This window comes from Haemophilus sp. 27098_8_127, assembly GCF_041433495.1.
In the GTDB taxonomy this organism is placed as follows: Bacteria; Pseudomonadota; Gammaproteobacteria; order Enterobacterales; family Pasteurellaceae; genus Haemophilus_D.
Genome location: NZ_JAPWBP010000003.1, coordinates 124459 through 141897 on the forward strand (window position 1 = coordinate 124459; position 17439 = coordinate 141897).

The 17439-nt window shown below is 37.6% G+C and carries 19 protein-coding genes; 1 reads left to right on the plus strand and 18 read right to left on the minus strand.

Annotated elements, in window-relative coordinates:
- Nucleotide 1: 1 nt before the first annotated feature.
- From O3746_RS04915 to O3746_RS04960, 10 genes are all read right to left on the minus strand, one after another.
- Complete coding sequence (locus O3746_RS04915; protein ID WP_011271840.1) at nt 2-760, minus strand: transglycosylase SLT domain-containing protein; 759 nt, start codon at nt 758-760, stop codon at nt 2-4.
- Nucleotides 739-1479 carry a TIGR03759 family integrating conjugative element protein gene (locus O3746_RS04920; protein WP_011271839.1) on the minus strand — a complete coding sequence of 247 codons (741 nt, stop codon included), beginning with the start codon at nt 1477-1479 and terminating at the stop codon, nt 739-741. The genes O3746_RS04915 and O3746_RS04920 overlap by 22 nt, the downstream gene beginning before the upstream one ends.
- 3 nt (nt 1480-1482) lie before the next feature.
- A complete protein-coding gene (locus O3746_RS04925; protein ID WP_011271838.1) occupies nt 1483-2112 on the minus strand; it encodes a lipoprotein in 630 nt (209 codons plus the stop codon).
- Between the two features lie 98 nt (nt 2113-2210).
- The gene (locus O3746_RS04930) at nt 2211-2942 is read right to left on the minus strand and encodes a TraX family protein (RefSeq protein ID WP_020910031.1); all 732 of its coding nucleotides are present in this window, start codon (nt 2940-2942) and stop codon (nt 2211-2213) included.
- Nucleotides 2943-3032: 90 nt separating this feature from the next.
- The gene (locus O3746_RS04935) at nt 3033-3629 is read right to left on the minus strand and encodes a hypothetical protein (RefSeq protein ID WP_011271836.1); all 597 of its coding nucleotides are present in this window, start codon (nt 3627-3629) and stop codon (nt 3033-3035) included.
- A 92-nt stretch (nt 3630-3721) separates the two neighbouring features.
- Nucleotides 3722-4192, minus strand: a complete 471-nt coding sequence (gene radC / locus O3746_RS04940; RefSeq protein WP_011271835.1) for a DNA repair protein RadC — start codon at nt 4190-4192, stop codon at nt 3722-3724.
- Nucleotides 4193-4292: 100 nt separating this feature from the next.
- Nucleotides 4293-4700: a hypothetical protein gene (locus O3746_RS04945; protein WP_011271834.1), complete on the minus strand. Its 408-nt coding sequence runs from the start codon at nt 4698-4700 to the stop codon at nt 4293-4295.
- Between the two features lie 34 nt (nt 4701-4734).
- Entirely contained in the window at nt 4735-5376 is a 642-nt protein-coding gene (locus O3746_RS04950; RefSeq protein WP_011271833.1) for a DUF3560 domain-containing protein, read from the minus strand.
- A 114-nt stretch (nt 5377-5490) separates the two neighbouring features.
- Complete coding sequence (locus O3746_RS04955; RefSeq protein WP_011271832.1) at nt 5491-5919, minus strand: STY4534 family ICE replication protein; 429 nt, start codon at nt 5917-5919, stop codon at nt 5491-5493.
- Between the two features lie 884 nt (nt 5920-6803).
- Nucleotides 6804-8849: a DNA topoisomerase III gene (locus O3746_RS04960; RefSeq protein WP_014326561.1), complete on the minus strand. Its 2046-nt coding sequence runs from the start codon at nt 8847-8849 to the stop codon at nt 6804-6806.
- Nucleotides 8850-8939: 90 nt separating this feature from the next.
- On the opposite strand from O3746_RS04960, the gene O3746_RS04965 reads away from it, so the two are divergent.
- A complete protein-coding gene (locus tag O3746_RS04965; RefSeq protein WP_011271830.1) occupies nt 8940-9497 on the plus strand; it encodes a hypothetical protein in 558 nt (185 codons plus the stop codon).
- A 215-nt stretch (nt 9498-9712) separates the two neighbouring features.
- Here the strand turns inward: O3746_RS04965 and O3746_RS04970 are convergent, their stop codons facing one another.
- The 8 genes from O3746_RS04970 to dnaB form a co-directional block, all read right to left on the minus strand.
- On the minus strand, nt 9713-10231 hold the full coding sequence (locus tag O3746_RS04970; RefSeq protein WP_005687559.1) for a membrane lipoprotein lipid attachment site-containing protein: 519 nt from the start codon (nt 10229-10231) through the stop codon (nt 9713-9715).
- 26 nt (nt 10232-10257) lie between these two features.
- Entirely contained in the window at nt 10258-10680 is a 423-nt protein-coding gene (locus O3746_RS04975; RefSeq protein WP_005687556.1) for a single-stranded DNA-binding protein, read from the minus strand.
- Nucleotides 10681-10925: 245 nt separating this feature from the next.
- Complete coding sequence (locus O3746_RS04980; protein ID WP_005653583.1) at nt 10926-11399, minus strand: DUF3158 family protein; 474 nt, start codon at nt 11397-11399, stop codon at nt 10926-10928.
- 14 nt (nt 11400-11413) lie between these two features.
- The gene (locus tag O3746_RS04985; protein WP_005667775.1) at nt 11414-12169 is read right to left on the minus strand and encodes a PFL_4669 family integrating conjugative element protein; all 756 of its coding nucleotides are present in this window, start codon (nt 12167-12169) and stop codon (nt 11414-11416) included.
- 296 nt (nt 12170-12465) lie between these two features.
- Entirely contained in the window at nt 12466-13689 is a 1224-nt protein-coding gene (locus O3746_RS04990; RefSeq protein WP_011271828.1) for an STY4528 family pathogenicity island replication protein, read from the minus strand.
- Between the two features lie 149 nt (nt 13690-13838).
- On the minus strand, nt 13839-14390 hold the full coding sequence (locus O3746_RS04995) for a DUF2857 domain-containing protein (RefSeq protein ID WP_005653590.1): 552 nt from the start codon (nt 14388-14390) through the stop codon (nt 13839-13841).
- Nucleotides 14390-16090, minus strand: coding sequence for a ParB family protein (locus O3746_RS05000; RefSeq protein WP_011271827.1), 1701 nt, complete (start codon nt 16088-16090; stop codon nt 14390-14392). Before O3746_RS05000 ends, O3746_RS04995 begins: the two co-directional genes overlap by 1 nt.
- Nucleotides 16083-17438, minus strand: coding sequence for a replicative DNA helicase (dnaB, locus tag O3746_RS05005; protein WP_011271826.1), 1356 nt, complete (start codon nt 17436-17438; stop codon nt 16083-16085). Before dnaB ends, O3746_RS05000 begins: the two co-directional genes overlap by 8 nt.
- Between the last annotated feature and the right edge of the window lies 1 nt (nt 17439).

The window sequence follows — 17439 nt, forward strand, 5'->3', positions numbered from 1 at the left end:
ATTAATTGGTTGGATTTTGCCAACGAATAGCTTGTTGATTTGTTTGATTTGACGCTGGCTCAACCCAACGCATAGCGGTTTCTGTTGGAGAAACCCAATGTAAATTGGCTGGTAATGGTTTATTCTCAATTTGATAACGTGGTGATACTGAAGGGCGCTGGAAGTTAGCTATTTGTTTACTGACATTAAAACGCTCACTTTGATAAACAAGAAAGCCTTGTACCGACATTCCTTTTTTCATCCCGTTACGCTTCATATTTAGAATATCTTCACGTGTTGCTCTACCTTGTAGCGCTCGATGTAAACCATCTATACCGATATTATGAGCAAGATATAAATTTTCATGGGATGGTTTTATGCCTCGCTCAAAAAACTGATTAATATGCCATCTAGCTAAAAGTGCGGTTGCTAGAGTGTTAAGTTGATTGTTTTTTCTAGGGTCGAAAGGTGTATCACGATTGTAACGAGTGATTTGAGTCATACCTAAGGCTCGCCCCTCATCAGTTGTTGCAAGCCAATTCCAGGTGCCCCGGGTAAATTGCCCCACACCGGTTGCCCCGGTTGGGGAAACATTTCCATACCACCCATCTTCAATTTTTACTAACCCACGTAGCATCGCTTCATCGACCTGGTAGCGATTAGATGCATCTTTAATATAGCCATCAATATCAGTTCCAAAGCCATTAAATGCAACGGAGTGAGTCGCAACGCCAAGACCGATTAAGCTAAATACGATTTTTAATAGACGATTTGTTGCCATTGCCCATCCTGTTGAATTTGGAATGCAGCAGGCATTTTGCCATCTGCATACTGTAACCAGGCTCCATTATCATGATTAAGGGTAATTAATTTTCTATTCACTTTATTTGGGTCGATGTTATGTTTTTTCGCCCAATTATAGATTTGCTCATTATTATTCACGCCAACAAAATAAATATCTATAGGCGTTTTATCATTCACATATTGCAGTACACGATCAGCATTCGCTTCACATTTGTCACAATTTTCTAGGCGAGTAAAATAAATCACCCGTCCAAACCGCTCTGAAATATGAGGTTCAACCTTAAATGGTTGCTCATTTGGATACATTTCAGCAAATACGCGATCATAAGTGCGTTGGAACTGCAGCTCTCTCTCCATGCGGTCGTGCATTTTTTTTGCCAGTAGTCGAGCATAACGCTCTCTTTCCTGCTCATTTCGAGACTCCACACCAAGCGAGGTTAAAGGGTCAAGACCTGGCGACCATATACCACGAGCACCTTGATTAAGCTCTTGGTAGCGTTGCCATTCTTGCTCAGTTAAACCCCACTCTTGAGACTTAGCTAATAACTCTTGTTGATTTAATTTATTTGTCACCAAGTTTTGTTGATTGAGGGATTGAGTAGCAAGTGTATTAGCCGCAGTGACTTCAGCAAATACAGCAGTAGAAAACATCCCTAATATCATCGCCACATAGGATATTTTTTTGACATGATTCATTGCTTATTCCTCGATGATTTCTGTTGTAGTTGTTGTCGTTGTTGTGGTTTCTACTTTCGGCTTTTCCCCTGTAGCACGTTCCGGTACAGCTGGGCGTAATTTAAAACAAACGGTACGAGAAACGTCATTGATAGTAATTTCATAAGCCGGCCCTGCTAACATTTGAAGGGCATCACGTAAAGCCATCGGGCCAAATTGATAATGTACTTTTGGTAATGGACGGGAATAAAGCGTAGAAAGTGTTGGTTCATTCTGACCAAAACCATGACAAAGTGAAAGGCCTGTATCTTTTAACGTCGTGCGTAATCCCTGCTCAACGGTTGCCGTTAAGGCTCGTTTCTTTTTACCTAACATGTTGACAGTGACACTTTGGTCTAGAAGGTATTTTTGACCTTCTTCTGGAGAGAAATTAATTAAAGTGTATCGACCTTCACGTAACACTTCTGTACGTTCAGGCTGATAGTCTGTGTAAATATCCGGACGAACAATTCGATCTTCCGGTTGTAAAACTTGATGCTGACCTTGTTGAATATTTGGATTTTCTAGTGCTTGTTGCTCATCGGCTGTTTGTTGTTTATGTGCACAACCTGAAAGCACAACCAATGCAAAAGTGGTTAATAGAAATTTTTTCATGATGAGGCTCCAATTAAGGTATTTAAATAATGCCTTAATATGGATAACTCTCACCTGAATTTGAATAATTTATTCTTCTTGAAGTAAAGATAGAAAAATTAGCTGAGAAAAATATATTTAATGCCAATAATAATTGTTAAGTGCACCGGGTAAAAAAGATAAAAGAAAAGCTTAGGCATTCGAGAGATTGAGATATTACATTGACGAAGGCCTTTAGGGTGAAGAATAAATATCATTGTACCGACCACAACAGTAACAACACTGATTGTTTCAACAATAGTTTCCCCGAAATTATCAATAAAACTGTGATTGACGAAAAGTGCGAGCAATACACAGGTTAGCATCGTAATAAGACGAAATTGAGTATCTTTTGTTTGCAAGAATAGGTAACAACCAATGCAATATAAAAGCCCAGGTAAACCATAATCAGAGAGTGCGGAAAGAATAATAAAAAAGCCCAATCCAAAAAACATGACCCAGCTATTTAAGTCTTGACGGTTTTTATATACCCATATTACCCCGATTACAGACAAAAACTGAAATAGGACATTTAAACGGTCATAATTAGGCTCGAAAAGCGTAAAACTGATTTCAGATAAAAATGCGGTTGCTATCATCCAAGTGAAATAACTTTTAAAGTTTACTTTATCTCGAGATAAATTAAGCGCGATGATAAATCCAAACGCCACGTAGGAAAATCGACCTATCACCCGACACCAGGATAGGGCTGGGTAAGCATTTGAAAAAGCCACACCAATGTGATCGATAATCATCGTGATAAGAGCTAACCATTTTAGGCATTCAGTTTGTGAAGAAGTTAAATAAGGCATCGTTATACTGTTAAAAAGAGTTTTATTTATCATATCCTAAAAAGGAAAAGCCTATCTACATAAAGTAGATAGGCTTTCAAGGTAAATAGATTAATATTCATATCCGAGCATAATCGTTGTAGAACTACGATCTGCTTCAGTGATGACAAAAACACTTTCGCCATCAATAAAATGCTGGCTCACAATGCGTTTATCCTTCTCTACGGCATGATCGTTTTCAATCCAATCTTCAACGCAGGTAGCACCCCAATCATAACCTAATTGTTTTTCAATTAAGCGATGAATGGTTGGCATTCCCAATAACTGTTTAGCGCAGATAGTACACGAAACATCCCCTAACTTAAGTGGTGTTCTTTTTGATTGATATATATCCCAATCAAAGTGTCCTCTTTGCTCATCTTCACTTTCATCAGAAAAAGAAATCTTAGTTGTTCGATTCCCGTCATCATCTACTGAAGTAGAGAGTTGAATGGTGTCTTTACCATTATCTGCTTGATAGAAATTCATAACAATTTCTGAAAGCGGATGTGGCGGTTTTTCAATCCAATCTTTATTCCCCAGCATGATAATGCAGCCATTTTGATGCCACGAGATGACCTCATTGATCTTTTCGGTAGTTAATTCCGCTAAGATACGACGAGAGACGAAGATTTTTCCAAGTTCTAAAATACGATTTTCCTTACACATAAGTGTTTCTCCTAAATTTTTAAAATGTAAAAAGTAAAGGGGATAACACTGCCATTGAGGGTGTTATCCCCCAATGGGTGAAAGGTTGTTAGCTAAATAAGATGATTATCAGTAAAGCAAAAAGATGCTGAACCAGAAACGATAAAGTGATCAAGTAATTTAATATCCATTAATTCACAAGCTTCCTTTAATCTCTTGGTTATATATTTATCAGCATCACTAGGCTCAACATTTCCAGTTGGATGATTGTGCCCAATGATAATTGCTGATGCATTTAGCTTTAATGCTTGTCGAATAATCTCCCGAATTGACACAGAAGTTTCTGAAACAGATCCTTGAAACATCACCTCAGATTTAATCAATCTGTGGATTCTATCCAAGAAAAGTACCACGAAATTTTCTCTTTCCTCATTACCTATAATGGTTTGAAAATAGAGTTTAGCTATTGATGGCTCAGTAAATTCCTGTGCACCTTGGTAAAAGGGCTTTTCTTCCATCACTTTAGTTAAAATAACCTGTGCCTGTTCTAAAATAGCTTGTTGTTGCTCGTTTAATTTAAACATTCGATATTCCTTCTAAAATAGGGAATATCGCCCATAAGGGATATATCCCCTATGGGTAAGGTGCGAAAAGAATGCTTATCGCACATTAAAGTTAATGTTATTAATCAGAAGTTTTTAAACTGTCGATAATCTGTTTAATTTTTGCTGCAAATTCTAAATCGTGCTCAGATTCATCATCTATACAATATTCCAAATAATTACTCATATCAGCAATTAGTGCTTCTTTTGTTGGCGAAGGTTGGAACATAATTGATCCATCCCCATTATTACTAGCATTTTCCAATGCCAATTCAACAAGTAAAGCTTCTGCTTCTTGAGGTGTATATTGGTACTCAGAAGTTGCTACACATTTGCCAGAGTACCATGCATAAACTAGCTTGGTTTGAGGATCATAGAAATGATTTGGCTCAATCCCTTTAGGGGTAGTTGCCTTTCCTAGAAACTCACTTATAAACTCTTGCGTTGTTAAAGTAATTAGCTCTAATCCACTATTTACATAGTAAAACATATATTTCTCCAATTTATGTTTTCAAAAGTTAAATTTACGCCCAAAGTAATTCGGCTAATTTTACTTTTTTCTCAAGCTCATTGACTGCTTTTTTAGCATAAGTGAGAGAAAAAGCATGTGTTCGCAATTCAGGTTTATCTTTAAGCTCTTGGTGTTTTTCTTTGGCTTTTTCCAATTCAAACTTGAAGAACTCAAGACTTTCCGGCATGGATAAATCAATTTTCCCTGCCATCTGTTCCCAATAAGCGATTTTACCGTCATAACTTTCTGCTTTACGCATTTCTTCAATAGACTTATCCATGCGTCTTGCATTACGTTCAATCAAGGCTCTATGGCGTTTTTCGCTATGATGACCAATTTTAATTGGTTCTCCCAAGCTAAGAAATTCACGGCCTTCATTAGCAGCTTCACAATATTGTTCACTGCGTTTTAATGCATTATTAGCTGCGTTTTGATAACGCTCAGCTTTTTGTTCTGCACGAACTTGACTATTCACTCCATCACACCGGGTGAAGGAATAAAAATACGCATCCTCAGAGGTTTTTACGAGATTATGAATCTCCACTTCAGTCTCTTTACCGTATTTACTGGTTAAGATGATAACGTCACCTTTTTGGTGAGCATCCGGACATTTAGCAACAAAAACATTAGGGCAAAATTTAGCGTAAGTATTCATAGGTTTCTCCTCAAATAGAAATAAAAAAGGAGAAACCACCCATAAGGGGAGTTTCCCCTTCAGGGTAAAGAAAAAGCCAACAAATTTTGTTGTTGGCTTTCATCAGTTTATAGGTTAGTCATTCCCTTGCTCATCTTGGCGTTTTGCTTGATATTTCAACTCACCATCAACTTTAATAAAGTTAATACGATAGAGTCGTCCTTTAATCGACACGCCAGTATCACCTTTTTTGTGATATTCGCTATCTTTTGAATAAGTGAATGTGTCATACCACAAATCACTCATTACAAAGGAAACCAAGACTTTTTTCTTAGCTTCAACAGCTTCTTGACAGCGTTTGATTAAATTTACAGTTTCTTCACCGGATACGTTCATATCAAAAAAACGATATTCCGGAGAATCGGAAGAACCTGTAAGAGCAGCAATTCGACAAGCCCAAAATGCATCTCCTTTTTTCGGCTTGATTTCGCGAATATCGCTTAAATAACCAATGCCAGAAGTATGAAGATTGAAATATTTTGGTTGTGCGTTTTGAGTAGACATAATGTTTCTCCTAAGTAGTAAAAAAGCGGAGAAACATCCTTACCCAACACGGGAAAAATGTTTCCCGCCAAGGGTTAAATTGTGATTAAACTAGAATAAGTAATCTTATTTTAGGTTAAGGGTAGTTTAAGGTGGCACACCTACGAATTATTCGTAGATTCTCCTTTCAGTGTGCTGGAAAAAATTTTGGCTATGATTCTACTTGCGCTAAGGCAAGGCGTTGCTTCTCAAGAATCGTGCAACTTCTTAAAGGCTGTTTTCACAGCACCTTAAAAACTGTTGTTATTAAAATCTAAAGCAAACCTTAAATGTATAAAAAATTAAAAATTCTATTTGGAGATATTTTAGTCAAAAGAAAAGGTCACCCAGTTTCCTGAATGACCTTATAGTTTTGACTATAGATTGATTAAATAAAAATTAAGTAGGCCAAACTAATTTGATTCATAAAAATACTGATACGTTCGTTACCATATACGGATTTTTACGGCTCGCCTTATCCGATTACTTTGTGGCCATCAATCGGTTATATCTGTGGCATCAAATTGACACAAAGGGCACCCATTGTTTCACCGGTGGGCTCCGGTAAGGAAAAAGTAGCAAGCCATTGCGAATTTTCAAAATGCACTTTGCAATACACTTTAAAAATCCGCAATGGCCAGCGATTTGAAAAGTCGAGAGTAAATTGGGGCGTTACTCCATCATTACTCTGATTAACTAGGTGGCACACCTCACAAGGAGCGTTAATCAATGTGAGAAATTCCTTTCAGCGTGCTGGAATCATTTTTGGCTAGTGTGAATTGATAACCGACAATTCACGAACGGTCTTACGAAGGCTTTAGTATAGCACTATTTTTGAGGGCTCGCCATTCACAGGCGCTTAAATCCTAGTTCAATAAGCTTCGTAAAGATGAAATTTGCTCACTCACACTTTTACTCGACTTTTTCTTTAAATTTTTTGTACTTTTAGTATTCTTCTTGCTATCAATATTTTCAATATGTTGGCAATTTGGATAAGCAGAACACCCAAAAAAAGCCCCATTTTTACCATTTCTTTTAATCATTGGTGCACCGCACTTAGGGCATTTACGAATTTCAATATTCCCCAAACTCATTCCCTTTTTAAGGCAATCAGCCATCAAATGCCGCACAAAGACTTCTTGTTTTTGCATAAACACTTCTAGCGAAAGCGTTCTTTCAGCAATTTGATTGAGCGCTTGCTCCCAAAGTGCGGTTAAACCCGGATCTTTTAACATCTGAGGTAAATTATCAATTAGCGTCATTGCTTCATCTGTCGCTAATAGTGATTTACCTTTCTTTTTCAAGAAACCTTTATCAATCAAACCTTGAATCGTTCCCGCCCGAGTAGCTTCTGTTCCAAGCCCTTCAGTTTCTCGTAAGCGTTGTTTTAAACGCTCATCAGTTACAAAGCGAGCTGCATTTTTCATTGCGGTGAGCAATGTACCTTCCGTGAAGTGATTAGGTGGTGATGTTTGTAAGGTTTTTATTTCTGAATCAGAAATCTGACAGATTTGTCCTTGCTTTAACGTCGGCAAGGCTTGAGGTGCGTCATCATCTTCATCAAGTGATTTGCCAAATAGAATTTTCCAACCTGGAGCAATAAGCACATTCCCACGTGCACTTAATATATGTTGACCGCACTTCAAAATAATTTGTGTCTTATCTGTTTCAGAAACAGGTAAGAATTGAGCTAAATAACGACGACGTATGAGATCATAGAGCTTTAATTCTTCATCAGACATTTTGCTAATATCAGCTTTAATCATAGTCGGAATAATGCCATGGTGAGCAGTAATTTTTTTATCATTCCAAACTCGTGATTTTTGATTAAGGTTTAACATACCTGCAAGGGGGTGTAATCGATTATCGGATTGCAACAAACATTGGATAATTTGAGGCGCTTCTGCAAACTGAGACTCCGGTAAATAACCACAATCTGTTCTAGGATAGGTTGTCGCTTTGTGAGTCTCATAAAGTGATTGAGCTATATCCAATACTCTTTGCGCACCCAGTCCATAAAGGCGGTTAGCTTCTGATTGTAAGTCACTTAATGCAAAGCAAAGTGGGGCATTTTGTCTTTCACGTTTAGTTTCAACTGATTCCACTTTCGCTTGGCCAAATTGGCGAATTTGCTGATTTGCTGCTTGTATAACTTGGGCAGACAAACAAAGTCCATCAGGATCACAATATTGCTCCGGAATAACATATTGCGTAGCAAAATGCTGATTTCCATCAGAAAGCATTACTTGCAAAGCAAAATGTTGCTTAGGAATGAAGTTTTTTATCTCACGGTCACGATTAACAACCAAGCTTAATGTTGGAGTTTGTACCCGACCAACACTTAAAGGTTTCCCTTGATACCCTTGTTGTTGCGCTAATAAGGTATAGAGACGAGAGAAATTCATACCAATAAGCCAATCAGCTCGACTACGTGCAAGTCCCGCATAGTAAAGAGGTAGTGTCTCCTCATTATTTTTAAGTGCGCCCAAGGCTTTGCGAATACTGGTATCATCTAGTGCAGACAACCAAAGGCGTTTTATTTGCCCTCGAAATCCTGCCAAATCCAGCAATTCTCTTGCTATAGTTTCGCCCTCTCTATCAATATCGGTTGCAATGACAACAAGTTTAGCTTGTTTGATAAGTTTCATGACGACATTGAACTGTTTTTTTGTTTCTTTTTTAGGTGAAAGCCCCCATTTACCCGGGATAATTGGCAAGGTCTCAAATGCCCACTTTTTAAAGGCAGGATCATATTCTTCAGGATTAAATTGCTCTACTAGATGACCAATTCCCCAGGTAACTGTAAGCTGACCGTCAGGTGTTGATAAACAACCCTCACCACGCTTTGTCGCACCTAATACTTTTGCAATATCATTGCCTTGTGATGGTTTTTCACATAAAAATAATTTCATGATGTTTTCTCTCATTGATATTTGAGAGATATTTTCGATGTAATAAGATAAACCACAATTAGGAATTCTTTTTAAACTGAGGAGTAAATCATGATAAAACTGACCCCTTCATCAATTGGAGTGATGGTTGATACGCTTAGATATTCAGGTCGAGATAGATATATTATTTTTAGAATGAAAACGAGAGAGCAGAAAGTCGTGTATATGCGTTATCCACAGCATATTGAAAATATGGCTAATCAAGAGAACATGATTGTCATCGTAGATGCTCAAAAGTTTCTTTCTTTATGGCAGCGATCACCGTATGAGGTAGATAAAAATACATGTGCGGGCGATGAGTCAACATGGAGAAAAGATTATAAGTTTCATCATGCTGAAAACGGATTTGCTAAAAGTATGGATTCTCCAGTTCCACTTGCAGATGTAAATGTTCATATTAAAGATGGAGAAATAAGCTGTAGTCTTAATGATGGTATGACAAGAACGCTTTGGTTGCTTGCAAATGGTGTAAAGGAGTTTCCTATTTTGGTTAGAAACCATAAAGAGAAAGCTAAAATTCTGTCAAAGTATGCAAGCCCATTATCTTCACTTCATTTTGAGCCACTTAATTTATTTTTTGCAATTACAGGAGAAAAATACCCCTTGTAGCCAAGGGGTAAACGTTTGAGATATTAAACAATATGAGGAAAAGGAAAAGTTTGGATGGATCTCAAAAAACAAATTTGTTTCGTTATCTATCATACAAAATAATCATTATTATCGGTATCGAAATTTAAAAACACCTGAAATAAAAAAAGCCCCACTAAGGTTGGGGCAAAGGAGAATGAGGTATTGATTACCTACACTATGTTTATGTTGTCGTATTATTTAATTGCTTTTATCACTTCTGATTTAACAAATTGAGCAAAATCAGATTCATTTGAGGATGCAATCCAGGAAATTCTAACCTTGCCATCCTCTTTTGCAAGCGTTATGTCAATTTTTCGACCGCCAACATAGCTATTTGCCATGTGATAATAGACCCCAGGAGTCGCTTCATGAGCATGTCCTTCTTCATCTAAAAGCGATTCGTAACGTTGACGCTCATACCCGGATAATCCACTTAATGCTTCCTCCCGTGTTTTGAATTTTAAATTACGTTTAATTTTTACGTAAAGAGAGTCAATATTTTTAGATGATGTAATTGAATCCTCTACGTTATAGCGATGAGAACGAGAACTTTGAGTGTAAGCCACACCGGAAGAACTAGAGGAACTATTCCCCCCGCCAAGAACACTGCTGAGTTGACCTGCAACATTACCAACCGCATCATTCAATGAGTTTAATTCAGCACAACCACTTAAAGCAGCGACGGCAGATAAAACAAAAATTATTTTTTTCATCACGATTAACCTTAATTATATTGAGTTCAGAATGGTATTGAATCATCAAAAGCATTTGCCGATGCATCTTGTTGTGGCATTGGCTGAGAATTATTTGCACCATCTGCACTTTGAGGGCGAGTACCTAACATTTGCATTACATCACCTTGGATTTCCGTGGTATAACGATCTTGCCCGTTTTGATCTTGCCATTTACGAGTACGCAAGCGTCCTTCAATATAAACTTGCGCTCCTTTCTTGAGATATTGGCCGCAAATTTCAGCTAATTTGCGATAAAAAACGATTCGATGCCATTCAGTCACTTCACGACGTTCACCGGTGTTTTTATCCGTCCAAGCTTCGCTAGTTGCTACACTGATATTTGCAACTGCTTCACCATTCGGCATGCTTCGCATTTCAGGATCATTACCTAAATGTCCCACGATAATTACTTTATTAATTCCAGCCATATTGATTTCTCCTAAATCACAAAATTAACTGTCAAGATTGTGCATTTTTTACATCTAATCCTTAAGGGTAAATTCAGTAAAAAACACAGAGATTTTTTAACACAACCACGAAAGGCAAAGGCTTTTTTTCGTTAAGGTAAGGGGCTTGTCCCCTTACCTTTAAAAGGCCTTTTAGTGAGCCGATCACAAACTATATAAATTAGCCGATTACAAACTAGAAGATCCAACGTTCACAAATGTGAATGTTATAAATGATCTTCTATCTCTTTAATTTTATCTACCGCACTTGATACCTGTCTCATCATAAAATTTAGTACGGAGACCTGCAGATTAATCAAAATGCGTTCTTTCTCAGCTGAGACAAGTTTTTGTCGTAAGTCTGAAGATAACTGAGGATTATTAAATACCGGATTTAACACAGCATCACCAGTCTTAGAGGCTTGAAAACTGCGCCAGCGTAAAAACGTCCCACCGGATGATGAAGCTTTATCTCGGATCATGTGAATAGGTAATACACTAAGTTCACTTTTACGAACGTTCTGCAACATTTCATTCTGCTGCAACATTAAAGCTTCACGGACTGTAGCAAGGGATTCAGCTAGTAATTCATACTGTTGCACTGAGTCTAACTCACTGAATAACTGTTTCAGCGAGTCATTAAGTGGGGTTGTGCGTCCTAATTGTTTATACATATCAGAAGGAATGAGCACGTTATCCATAATCCCAATCTCCATTATTCAGTTTTATTTGCTGTAATTTGGACTTCAACAGAGCCATTATCATCTGATTCAGCAAGTGATGATTTTTTAATTGTTGGAGCAAATGTTGCACGTGTTGTACCGGAAAGCACGTCAGGCGTTAAGGTATATTTCATACGTTTTACAGCAGCTTGATAGCGAGCGTTATTTTCAAGCGCATCTTGGCGTGTAATACCGGAATTTCTGTAATTCTCAAGCACACCAAATGCACGACGAATTAATTTAGCTCCGGATTCTAACCAATCATACGCATCATCTTTTGTAAGTAATGCAATATGTGAAGCGGTCATCACTGTACGAGCTAACGAATCAAAGTCAGCCAAAAGATACAATAATTGATAACCCAGCTGAGTATTCACAAAAATAGGGTATTGAATCGGAGCAATATTGGCACAACGCTCAATTTGAAAGTTTTCAGGAATTTTCTCACTGTAGAGATTAACCATTCTCCAGGTCATATCTTGCATTTCTTTACGAAACCCTAATACTTTTTGTTCAAAACGAAGAAGATAATCATCAGCATAAGGATCATCTTGTTCGGCAGCTTGCTGAATTTGACTCAATAGAGATAGAGCATTAGGAATACTGAGAATTGATGATGTAACGACTTCCCCGGCTTCATTTTTAACTAAGTCACGACCATTCCAAAGACGTGTTGCATACTGAGTATGAAGCGTAAATGTAATCTCACTGCGTAACGGCCCAAGCTGTTGGTTGTATGTTGTTGTCATGTTATGTCACCTTTTATCATTTGGTTAAAATTTGTACTTTGTCCAGCCCCTGGACAGTGGTTAATTTTTGTTCACTGTGCAACCCTAGCACAGTGGTTAATTTTTGTTCACTGTGCAACCCTAGCACAGTGGTTAATTTTTGTTCACTGTGCAACCCTAGCACAGTGGTTAATTTTTGTTCACTGTGCAGTCCCCGCACACTGGTTAAAATTTGTACTTTGTAAAGTCCCTTTACAGTGGTTAAATTTTGTACTTTGTAGAACCCTTCTACACTATTCACTTTTTATACAGCTTATTCAATTGCAAATTGAAGCCTTAAATTGTCGAATGCGATCAGCTCTCGCTTTTCGCTCTTCTTCAGATTGCACTCGCATTGGTTTTATTGTGCTATCGGCTTTCACATTATTAACTAAGCTAGTTTCATCATGTTGTGATAACCGATTTTTTGATGATAATGATTGCGCTTGTGTAGCCAAAAATTGTTCATACAAATATGGTTTAAATTCACCACGGTGTGCACGTTGGATTAATGTCACTACATAGCCTTGTGGTTTTTTCACTTCACCTTTTGCCACACGCTGTTCTAGCTCAAATAAAATCGCTTTACAGATTCCTAAATCAAGTCCACGCATTGCTTGCATAATTGCTGTTTTTTCCAATGATGAAAACTGAATATTAGTCGGCCAGTCAATTTCATCCGCATTACCAGTACAGTACGTATTTATATAAATACTAGTACCTGTACTGTACTGTGAAAAACCTGAGTTCCCTTTTGGAACTAAGCCTGAAATCAATGACTTATCATCATTTTGGGTACTGAGTTCCTTTTTGGAACTCTGCTTGATTTTACTGAGTTCCATTTTGGAACTAAGGTGATTTTTACTGAGTTCCCCTGTTTTTTCACTGAGTTCCTTATTGGAACTTAGTAAGTTTTCTTGAATAAATGTTGATTCTTCTTGCTCTGAAATATCCATTTTTGGACGTTTTTGATAGTCTTGAAGGCGAGCTCGCATCCAGTCAATGTGAGAAATATAATGCCACTGAGTATTATCTGAGAGCAGGTTTTCTACAATATGGTTTGCTACACCTCGCACAAAGTTATCTCGATGCTGAATGGATTTTTCAAGGAGTGCGATGTAATCATGGTTTAATTGAATCGTATCAATGATTGGCATAGGTTCATCATGAAGGATGTAAAAATTACCCAATACTTGACCTTGCTCATTACGTACAGTTTCACAAAGTGTTAGCCAACGAGTTAATCTAAGTAATAACAACGTTTGGCTAACTAGCTTACGCGAGAGTTCTGCTTCATCATAAGGTTTATCTGAAAGTAATTTTGCAAGCACTTCGTATGATGGGAACATGCCTGATTGAAATTCTCTTGCTTTGTATTTTATAAGTTGCCATGCCAATTTTGCTCTTGATGTTAAATAAGGATCAAATAGCAAACGGGTTGGAACTGTTTCATGCTGGTTGCCAAAAAAGAGCAACCCATGCTCTTGTAATTTTGTTTCCATAATTTAATTCTCTCTGAGAATATTTCATTTTTATTGTTGCAATGTGCTTAAACATCTTTACAATAGCCAATGAACTTTCCCAAGTTCCTTACTAACGATATGAATAACGCCCAACTTAACGTAACGCACTAGGTTGGGCGTTATGTTTTTTAAGCTGCATTCCAGCGGCTAACAAGTTTCCAAATTTCAGTTAAATTAATACCGGTTTCTTCCGCAATTAAAATTAACAGCTCTAGTCCTTCTGTTGATTCAATTGTTTGAACATCACCTTTATGCTCTTGCCATAAGTCCCAAATTAATTTTTCTTCCTCTTCGGTTGCAGCTGGCTTACGTCCCATTGGTTCTTGTTTTCCAAGTAGGCTACGACGAGCAGATACTTTTGAAGTGGTTAAGCCGAAGTAGGAATTGAGCATTTGGATGGATGCACCTAACATTAATGCGCGATCAATAAGGCGACGTTCTTGTGACGACATGCGTACTCGAGCCACTAATCGCCAAAATGCATCGTGATTAATTTCAACTTTGGCAAAGGGAGCTTTGGTGTTAGCCAGTTCATAAACTTCCTCTGTGCTGAGTTTTTCAATTTCTTGCAATTCTTGTTTTGAGAAACCATAGTTCCGGCAAACATTGATATTGCCTTCTTGTAAATTAACCAAAATCTCATTCAATACCACTTGGTTTAAATTGCTGAACATGCTCATTATGCATCTCCTTCTGAACGAATATAGCGAACGAGGCGAATTAAACGGAATAATTTAACTAGCGTGGTATCATCAATTTCTTGAGTATTGAGTAAATATTCCGGTAATAAGGTGAAAGATGTCTGTGGGTGCACATCTGTTTGTAATAAATTTAAGAAGTCATAACACATCTGTGCTACACCGCTCACATCTTTATCTAATGGTTTTACGCGGTAAGTGTAATCAACAGGCTCTTTTACTACATGTTCAATGTAGTCAGTTAATCCAACACTTTCCGCAATGTCGAGTGCTAGTGAATAAGCTTCTACTTTATGCTGACGACCAGGATAAATTTTCCAAATATCATCAACTGGTTGACGGCCTACGCAAGCAAAGCCTAATCCATTTTCTTCTGCACGTTGTTGGCGTTGCTCCTGAATGCTCATGCCTGGAGTAATACCAAATTGTTGAGTTAAATTTTTAGCAAAATCAAAAGAAAGGCCATCTGAACTAGCATTAGTTTCATCAAACTCTTCATCCTCTGTTTTATCATCTGCTTCATTCTCAAATGAAGGAGAAATTTCAACACTTGCTTGCTTTAATACTGGCGCAGGTATTGATTTTTTTTCAGGGGTAGTCATTTTTGGAGTATTGACTACGCTAGGTTGAGATAATGTGTCTAATGCGGTTTCTTGTGGCTGTGGCGTATTAAACGCTTGAACATCTTGGATGCTTTCTTGTACGCTTTGTTGTATTTCGTGTTGTTTTTGCGCCATTTTCTTGAATTTTTGCTCATCGAGATCAATTTCAAGGTAAAGGACTTCATAACTTACACGATCACCTAACATGGATGACATTTCATCAATGAGATGGTCTTGGAATACTTTGATATGAAACGGTTGGTCATCATTACAACGAGCTAGGCTGTGTCCCCAAATTTCATCAAAGGACACTTCCAATTCAAATTGATAATTTTGCCAAATGGCTAAGGCGTTATTACGAATCGCAAGCAATTTATCAATTGGCGCATTACCTAAACCGTTAAAAAGTACATCCGGGATATAAGGATAAAGATACTCAATGCAACGTCCCATCTTCGCAATCATTGAAAATTGAATGATATACCCATCTTTTTCTAACTCACTTGAAAGCTCGCGAGCAGAAAGGGATTTTCCTAACTTTTTCTCGTAGTATTCTTTCGCTTGCTGAATTCCCAACGCTTTCTCAATAAAGGTTAAATCTGCACGTGTATCATTTTCAATTAAATGACCAATAAGCAAATCTAATTCCGCTTCTACACTATCAGCACTTTCACCTTTCCAGGGTTTATATAAGCATTCAATAGACCAAAAACGTTGATCTTGAGTCTCTGTAAACAGTTCTTTTAATGCTTGAATACGAGTATTCCCACCGTCAGCGATGATATAAAAAGGTTCGCCAGGTCGTTGAGTGATATTTGGTTTATGATCAAGACCACGACGACGAATTGACTCTTTAATCATTTCAAAGTTAGGATTACGTGTCTTACGAGGGTTGTGTTCATAAGGGCGTAATTTATCTAACGTAACGGTAATGTATTTAGATTGCGCAGGATAATGTGTTGCTGTTGTTGTTTGATAAGCAGCAGACTGATTATTAATAGGTTGAACATTTAATCCTTTCGCAATCGCGTCTAATTGACTTTGTTGTTTTTTATTTTTAGCAATAAATGGATTATTCATAATATCTATCCTGTGTCGTTAAATTCTCAAAAATGCTGTATTGACCTTGAAACAGTGTTTTTACTGTGGCTAACGGGCCATTACGCTGTTTACCAATGATGATTTCCGCAATGCCTTTATCTTCTGTGTCAGGGTTATAGATTTCATCTCTATAAAGATGAATGATGACATCAGCATCTTGTTCAAGAGAGCCGGAGTCACGTAAGTCGGCATTGATTGGACGCTTATTAGCTCGATTTTCTAAACCTCGGTTTAGTTGAGATAATGCATAAATTGGGCATCCAGTTTCTTTGGCTAATTTCTTTAAATCATTGGATATTTCGGCAAGTTCTAAATTGCGATTTTCAGTTTTATTTCCAGTTCTCATTAGTTGGATATAATCAATGAAAATCGCTTTAGGTTTGCCGTATAGACGAGTGTTTTTACGTACTTTGGCGCGTAAACGATGAGGTGTTAAAGAAGCTTCATCATCAATTAACAAACGATCTTTCCAGTCTTTTTTAATTGTCCCCATTGCATTAGCAAGGCGAGTCCATTCTTCCTCTTCAAGCTCAGTCGCTTGACGAATAGATTGCAAGCTGACGCGAGAGCGCATTGCCATAAAACGTTCTAATAGTTGATCAGCTGGCATTTCTTGACTGTAAAATTGGATAGGGCTGTCAGGAAATTTATCTAACGTACTTGCGGCAATCGTTTGTGCAAAGGTTGTTTTACCCATTGCTGGACGAGCTGCAATAATGATAAGTTCTCCTGGTTGACCGCCTGTTGTTGCTCTATCTAATTCAATAATGCCTGTTGGTGTTCCACTAACTGGATCGGCATTAATAGAGGACGTTTCCATGCGAGAAAGGATTCGCTCGAAACTTGCATTAAGATCAGCAACACCATCCGTCTCTTGTTCGATGACAATATTGGTATATTGCTTATCAACACTTTCCTCAAAAGAAGTTAATTCAATCTCATCTTTTGAAGATTGCATTTCAGTTACAATAAACTGGCCCAGAGTCAAAAAACGACGTTGTTTGCTATAACGAGAAATAATCTCAGCATACGCAGTGATATTAGATGCAGAAGGGGTATTGTGAATAATGTCAGCTAAGTATGCTAATCCCCCTATCTGATCAATCAGTTTTTTATCTTTGAAATACTGCTCCAAAGTTAAAATATCAGCGGGTTTTCCTTGTGTTAATAGATGGCTAACACCTTCAAACAATACTTTATGAGCTGAGACATAAAAATCATCAGAGCGCAGTAAAGTTGCGATCTCATCAAATTTGTCATTATCAATAATGAGAGCACCAATGACCGCACTTTCCGCTTCAATAGAAGCAATAAGTTTATCAGTCATA

Excerpts from the sequence above, each read along its gene's own strand:
- O3746_RS04915 (WP_011271840.1), bottom strand. The coding sequence starts at position 760 with ATGGCAACAAATCGTCTATTAAAAATCGTATTTAGCTTAATCGGTCTT.
- O3746_RS04920 (WP_011271839.1), bottom strand. The coding sequence starts at position 1,479 with ATGAATCATGTCAAAAAAATATCCTATGTGGCGATGATATTAGGGATG.
- O3746_RS04925 (WP_011271838.1), bottom strand. The coding sequence starts at position 2,112 with ATGAAAAAATTTCTATTAACCACTTTTGCATTGGTTGTGCTTTCAGGT.
- O3746_RS04930 (WP_020910031.1), bottom strand. The coding sequence starts at position 2,942 with ATGCCTTATTTAACTTCTTCACAAACTGAATGCCTAAAATGGTTAGCT.
- O3746_RS04935 (WP_011271836.1), bottom strand. The coding sequence starts at position 3,629 with ATGTGTAAGGAAAATCGTATTTTAGAACTTGGAAAAATCTTCGTCTCT.
- radC (WP_011271835.1), bottom strand. The coding sequence starts at position 4,192 with ATGTTTAAATTAAACGAGCAACAACAAGCTATTTTAGAACAGGCACAG.
- O3746_RS04945 (WP_011271834.1), bottom strand. The coding sequence starts at position 4,700 with ATGTTTTACTATGTAAATAGTGGATTAGAGCTAATTACTTTAACAACG.
- O3746_RS04950 (WP_011271833.1), bottom strand. The coding sequence starts at position 5,376 with ATGAATACTTACGCTAAATTTTGCCCTAATGTTTTTGTTGCTAAATGT.
- O3746_RS04955 (WP_011271832.1), bottom strand. The coding sequence starts at position 5,919 with ATGTCTACTCAAAACGCACAACCAAAATATTTCAATCTTCATACTTCT.
- O3746_RS04960 (WP_014326561.1), bottom strand. The coding sequence starts at position 8,849 with ATGAAATTATTTTTATGTGAAAAACCATCACAAGGCAATGATATTGCA.
- O3746_RS04965 (WP_011271830.1), top strand. The coding sequence starts at position 8,940 with ATGATAAAACTGACCCCTTCATCAATTGGAGTGATGGTTGATACGCTT.
- O3746_RS04970 (WP_005687559.1), bottom strand. The coding sequence starts at position 10,231 with ATGAAAAAAATAATTTTTGTTTTATCTGCCGTCGCTGCTTTAAGTGGT.
- O3746_RS04975 (WP_005687556.1), bottom strand. The coding sequence starts at position 10,680 with ATGGCTGGAATTAATAAAGTAATTATCGTGGGACATTTAGGTAATGAT.
- O3746_RS04980 (WP_005653583.1), bottom strand. The coding sequence starts at position 11,399 with ATGGATAACGTGCTCATTCCTTCTGATATGTATAAACAATTAGGACGC.
- O3746_RS04985 (WP_005667775.1), bottom strand. The coding sequence starts at position 12,169 with ATGACAACAACATACAACCAACAGCTTGGGCCGTTACGCAGTGAGATT.
- O3746_RS04990 (WP_011271828.1), bottom strand. The coding sequence starts at position 13,689 with ATGGAAACAAAATTACAAGAGCATGGGTTGCTCTTTTTTGGCAACCAG.
- O3746_RS04995 (WP_005653590.1), bottom strand. The coding sequence starts at position 14,390 with ATGAGCATGTTCAGCAATTTAAACCAAGTGGTATTGAATGAGATTTTG.
- O3746_RS05000 (WP_011271827.1), bottom strand. The coding sequence starts at position 16,090 with ATGAATAATCCATTTATTGCTAAAAATAAAAAACAACAAAGTCAATTA.
- dnaB (WP_011271826.1), bottom strand. The coding sequence starts at position 17,438 with ATGACTGATAAACTTATTGCTTCTATTGAAGCGGAAAGTGCGGTCATT.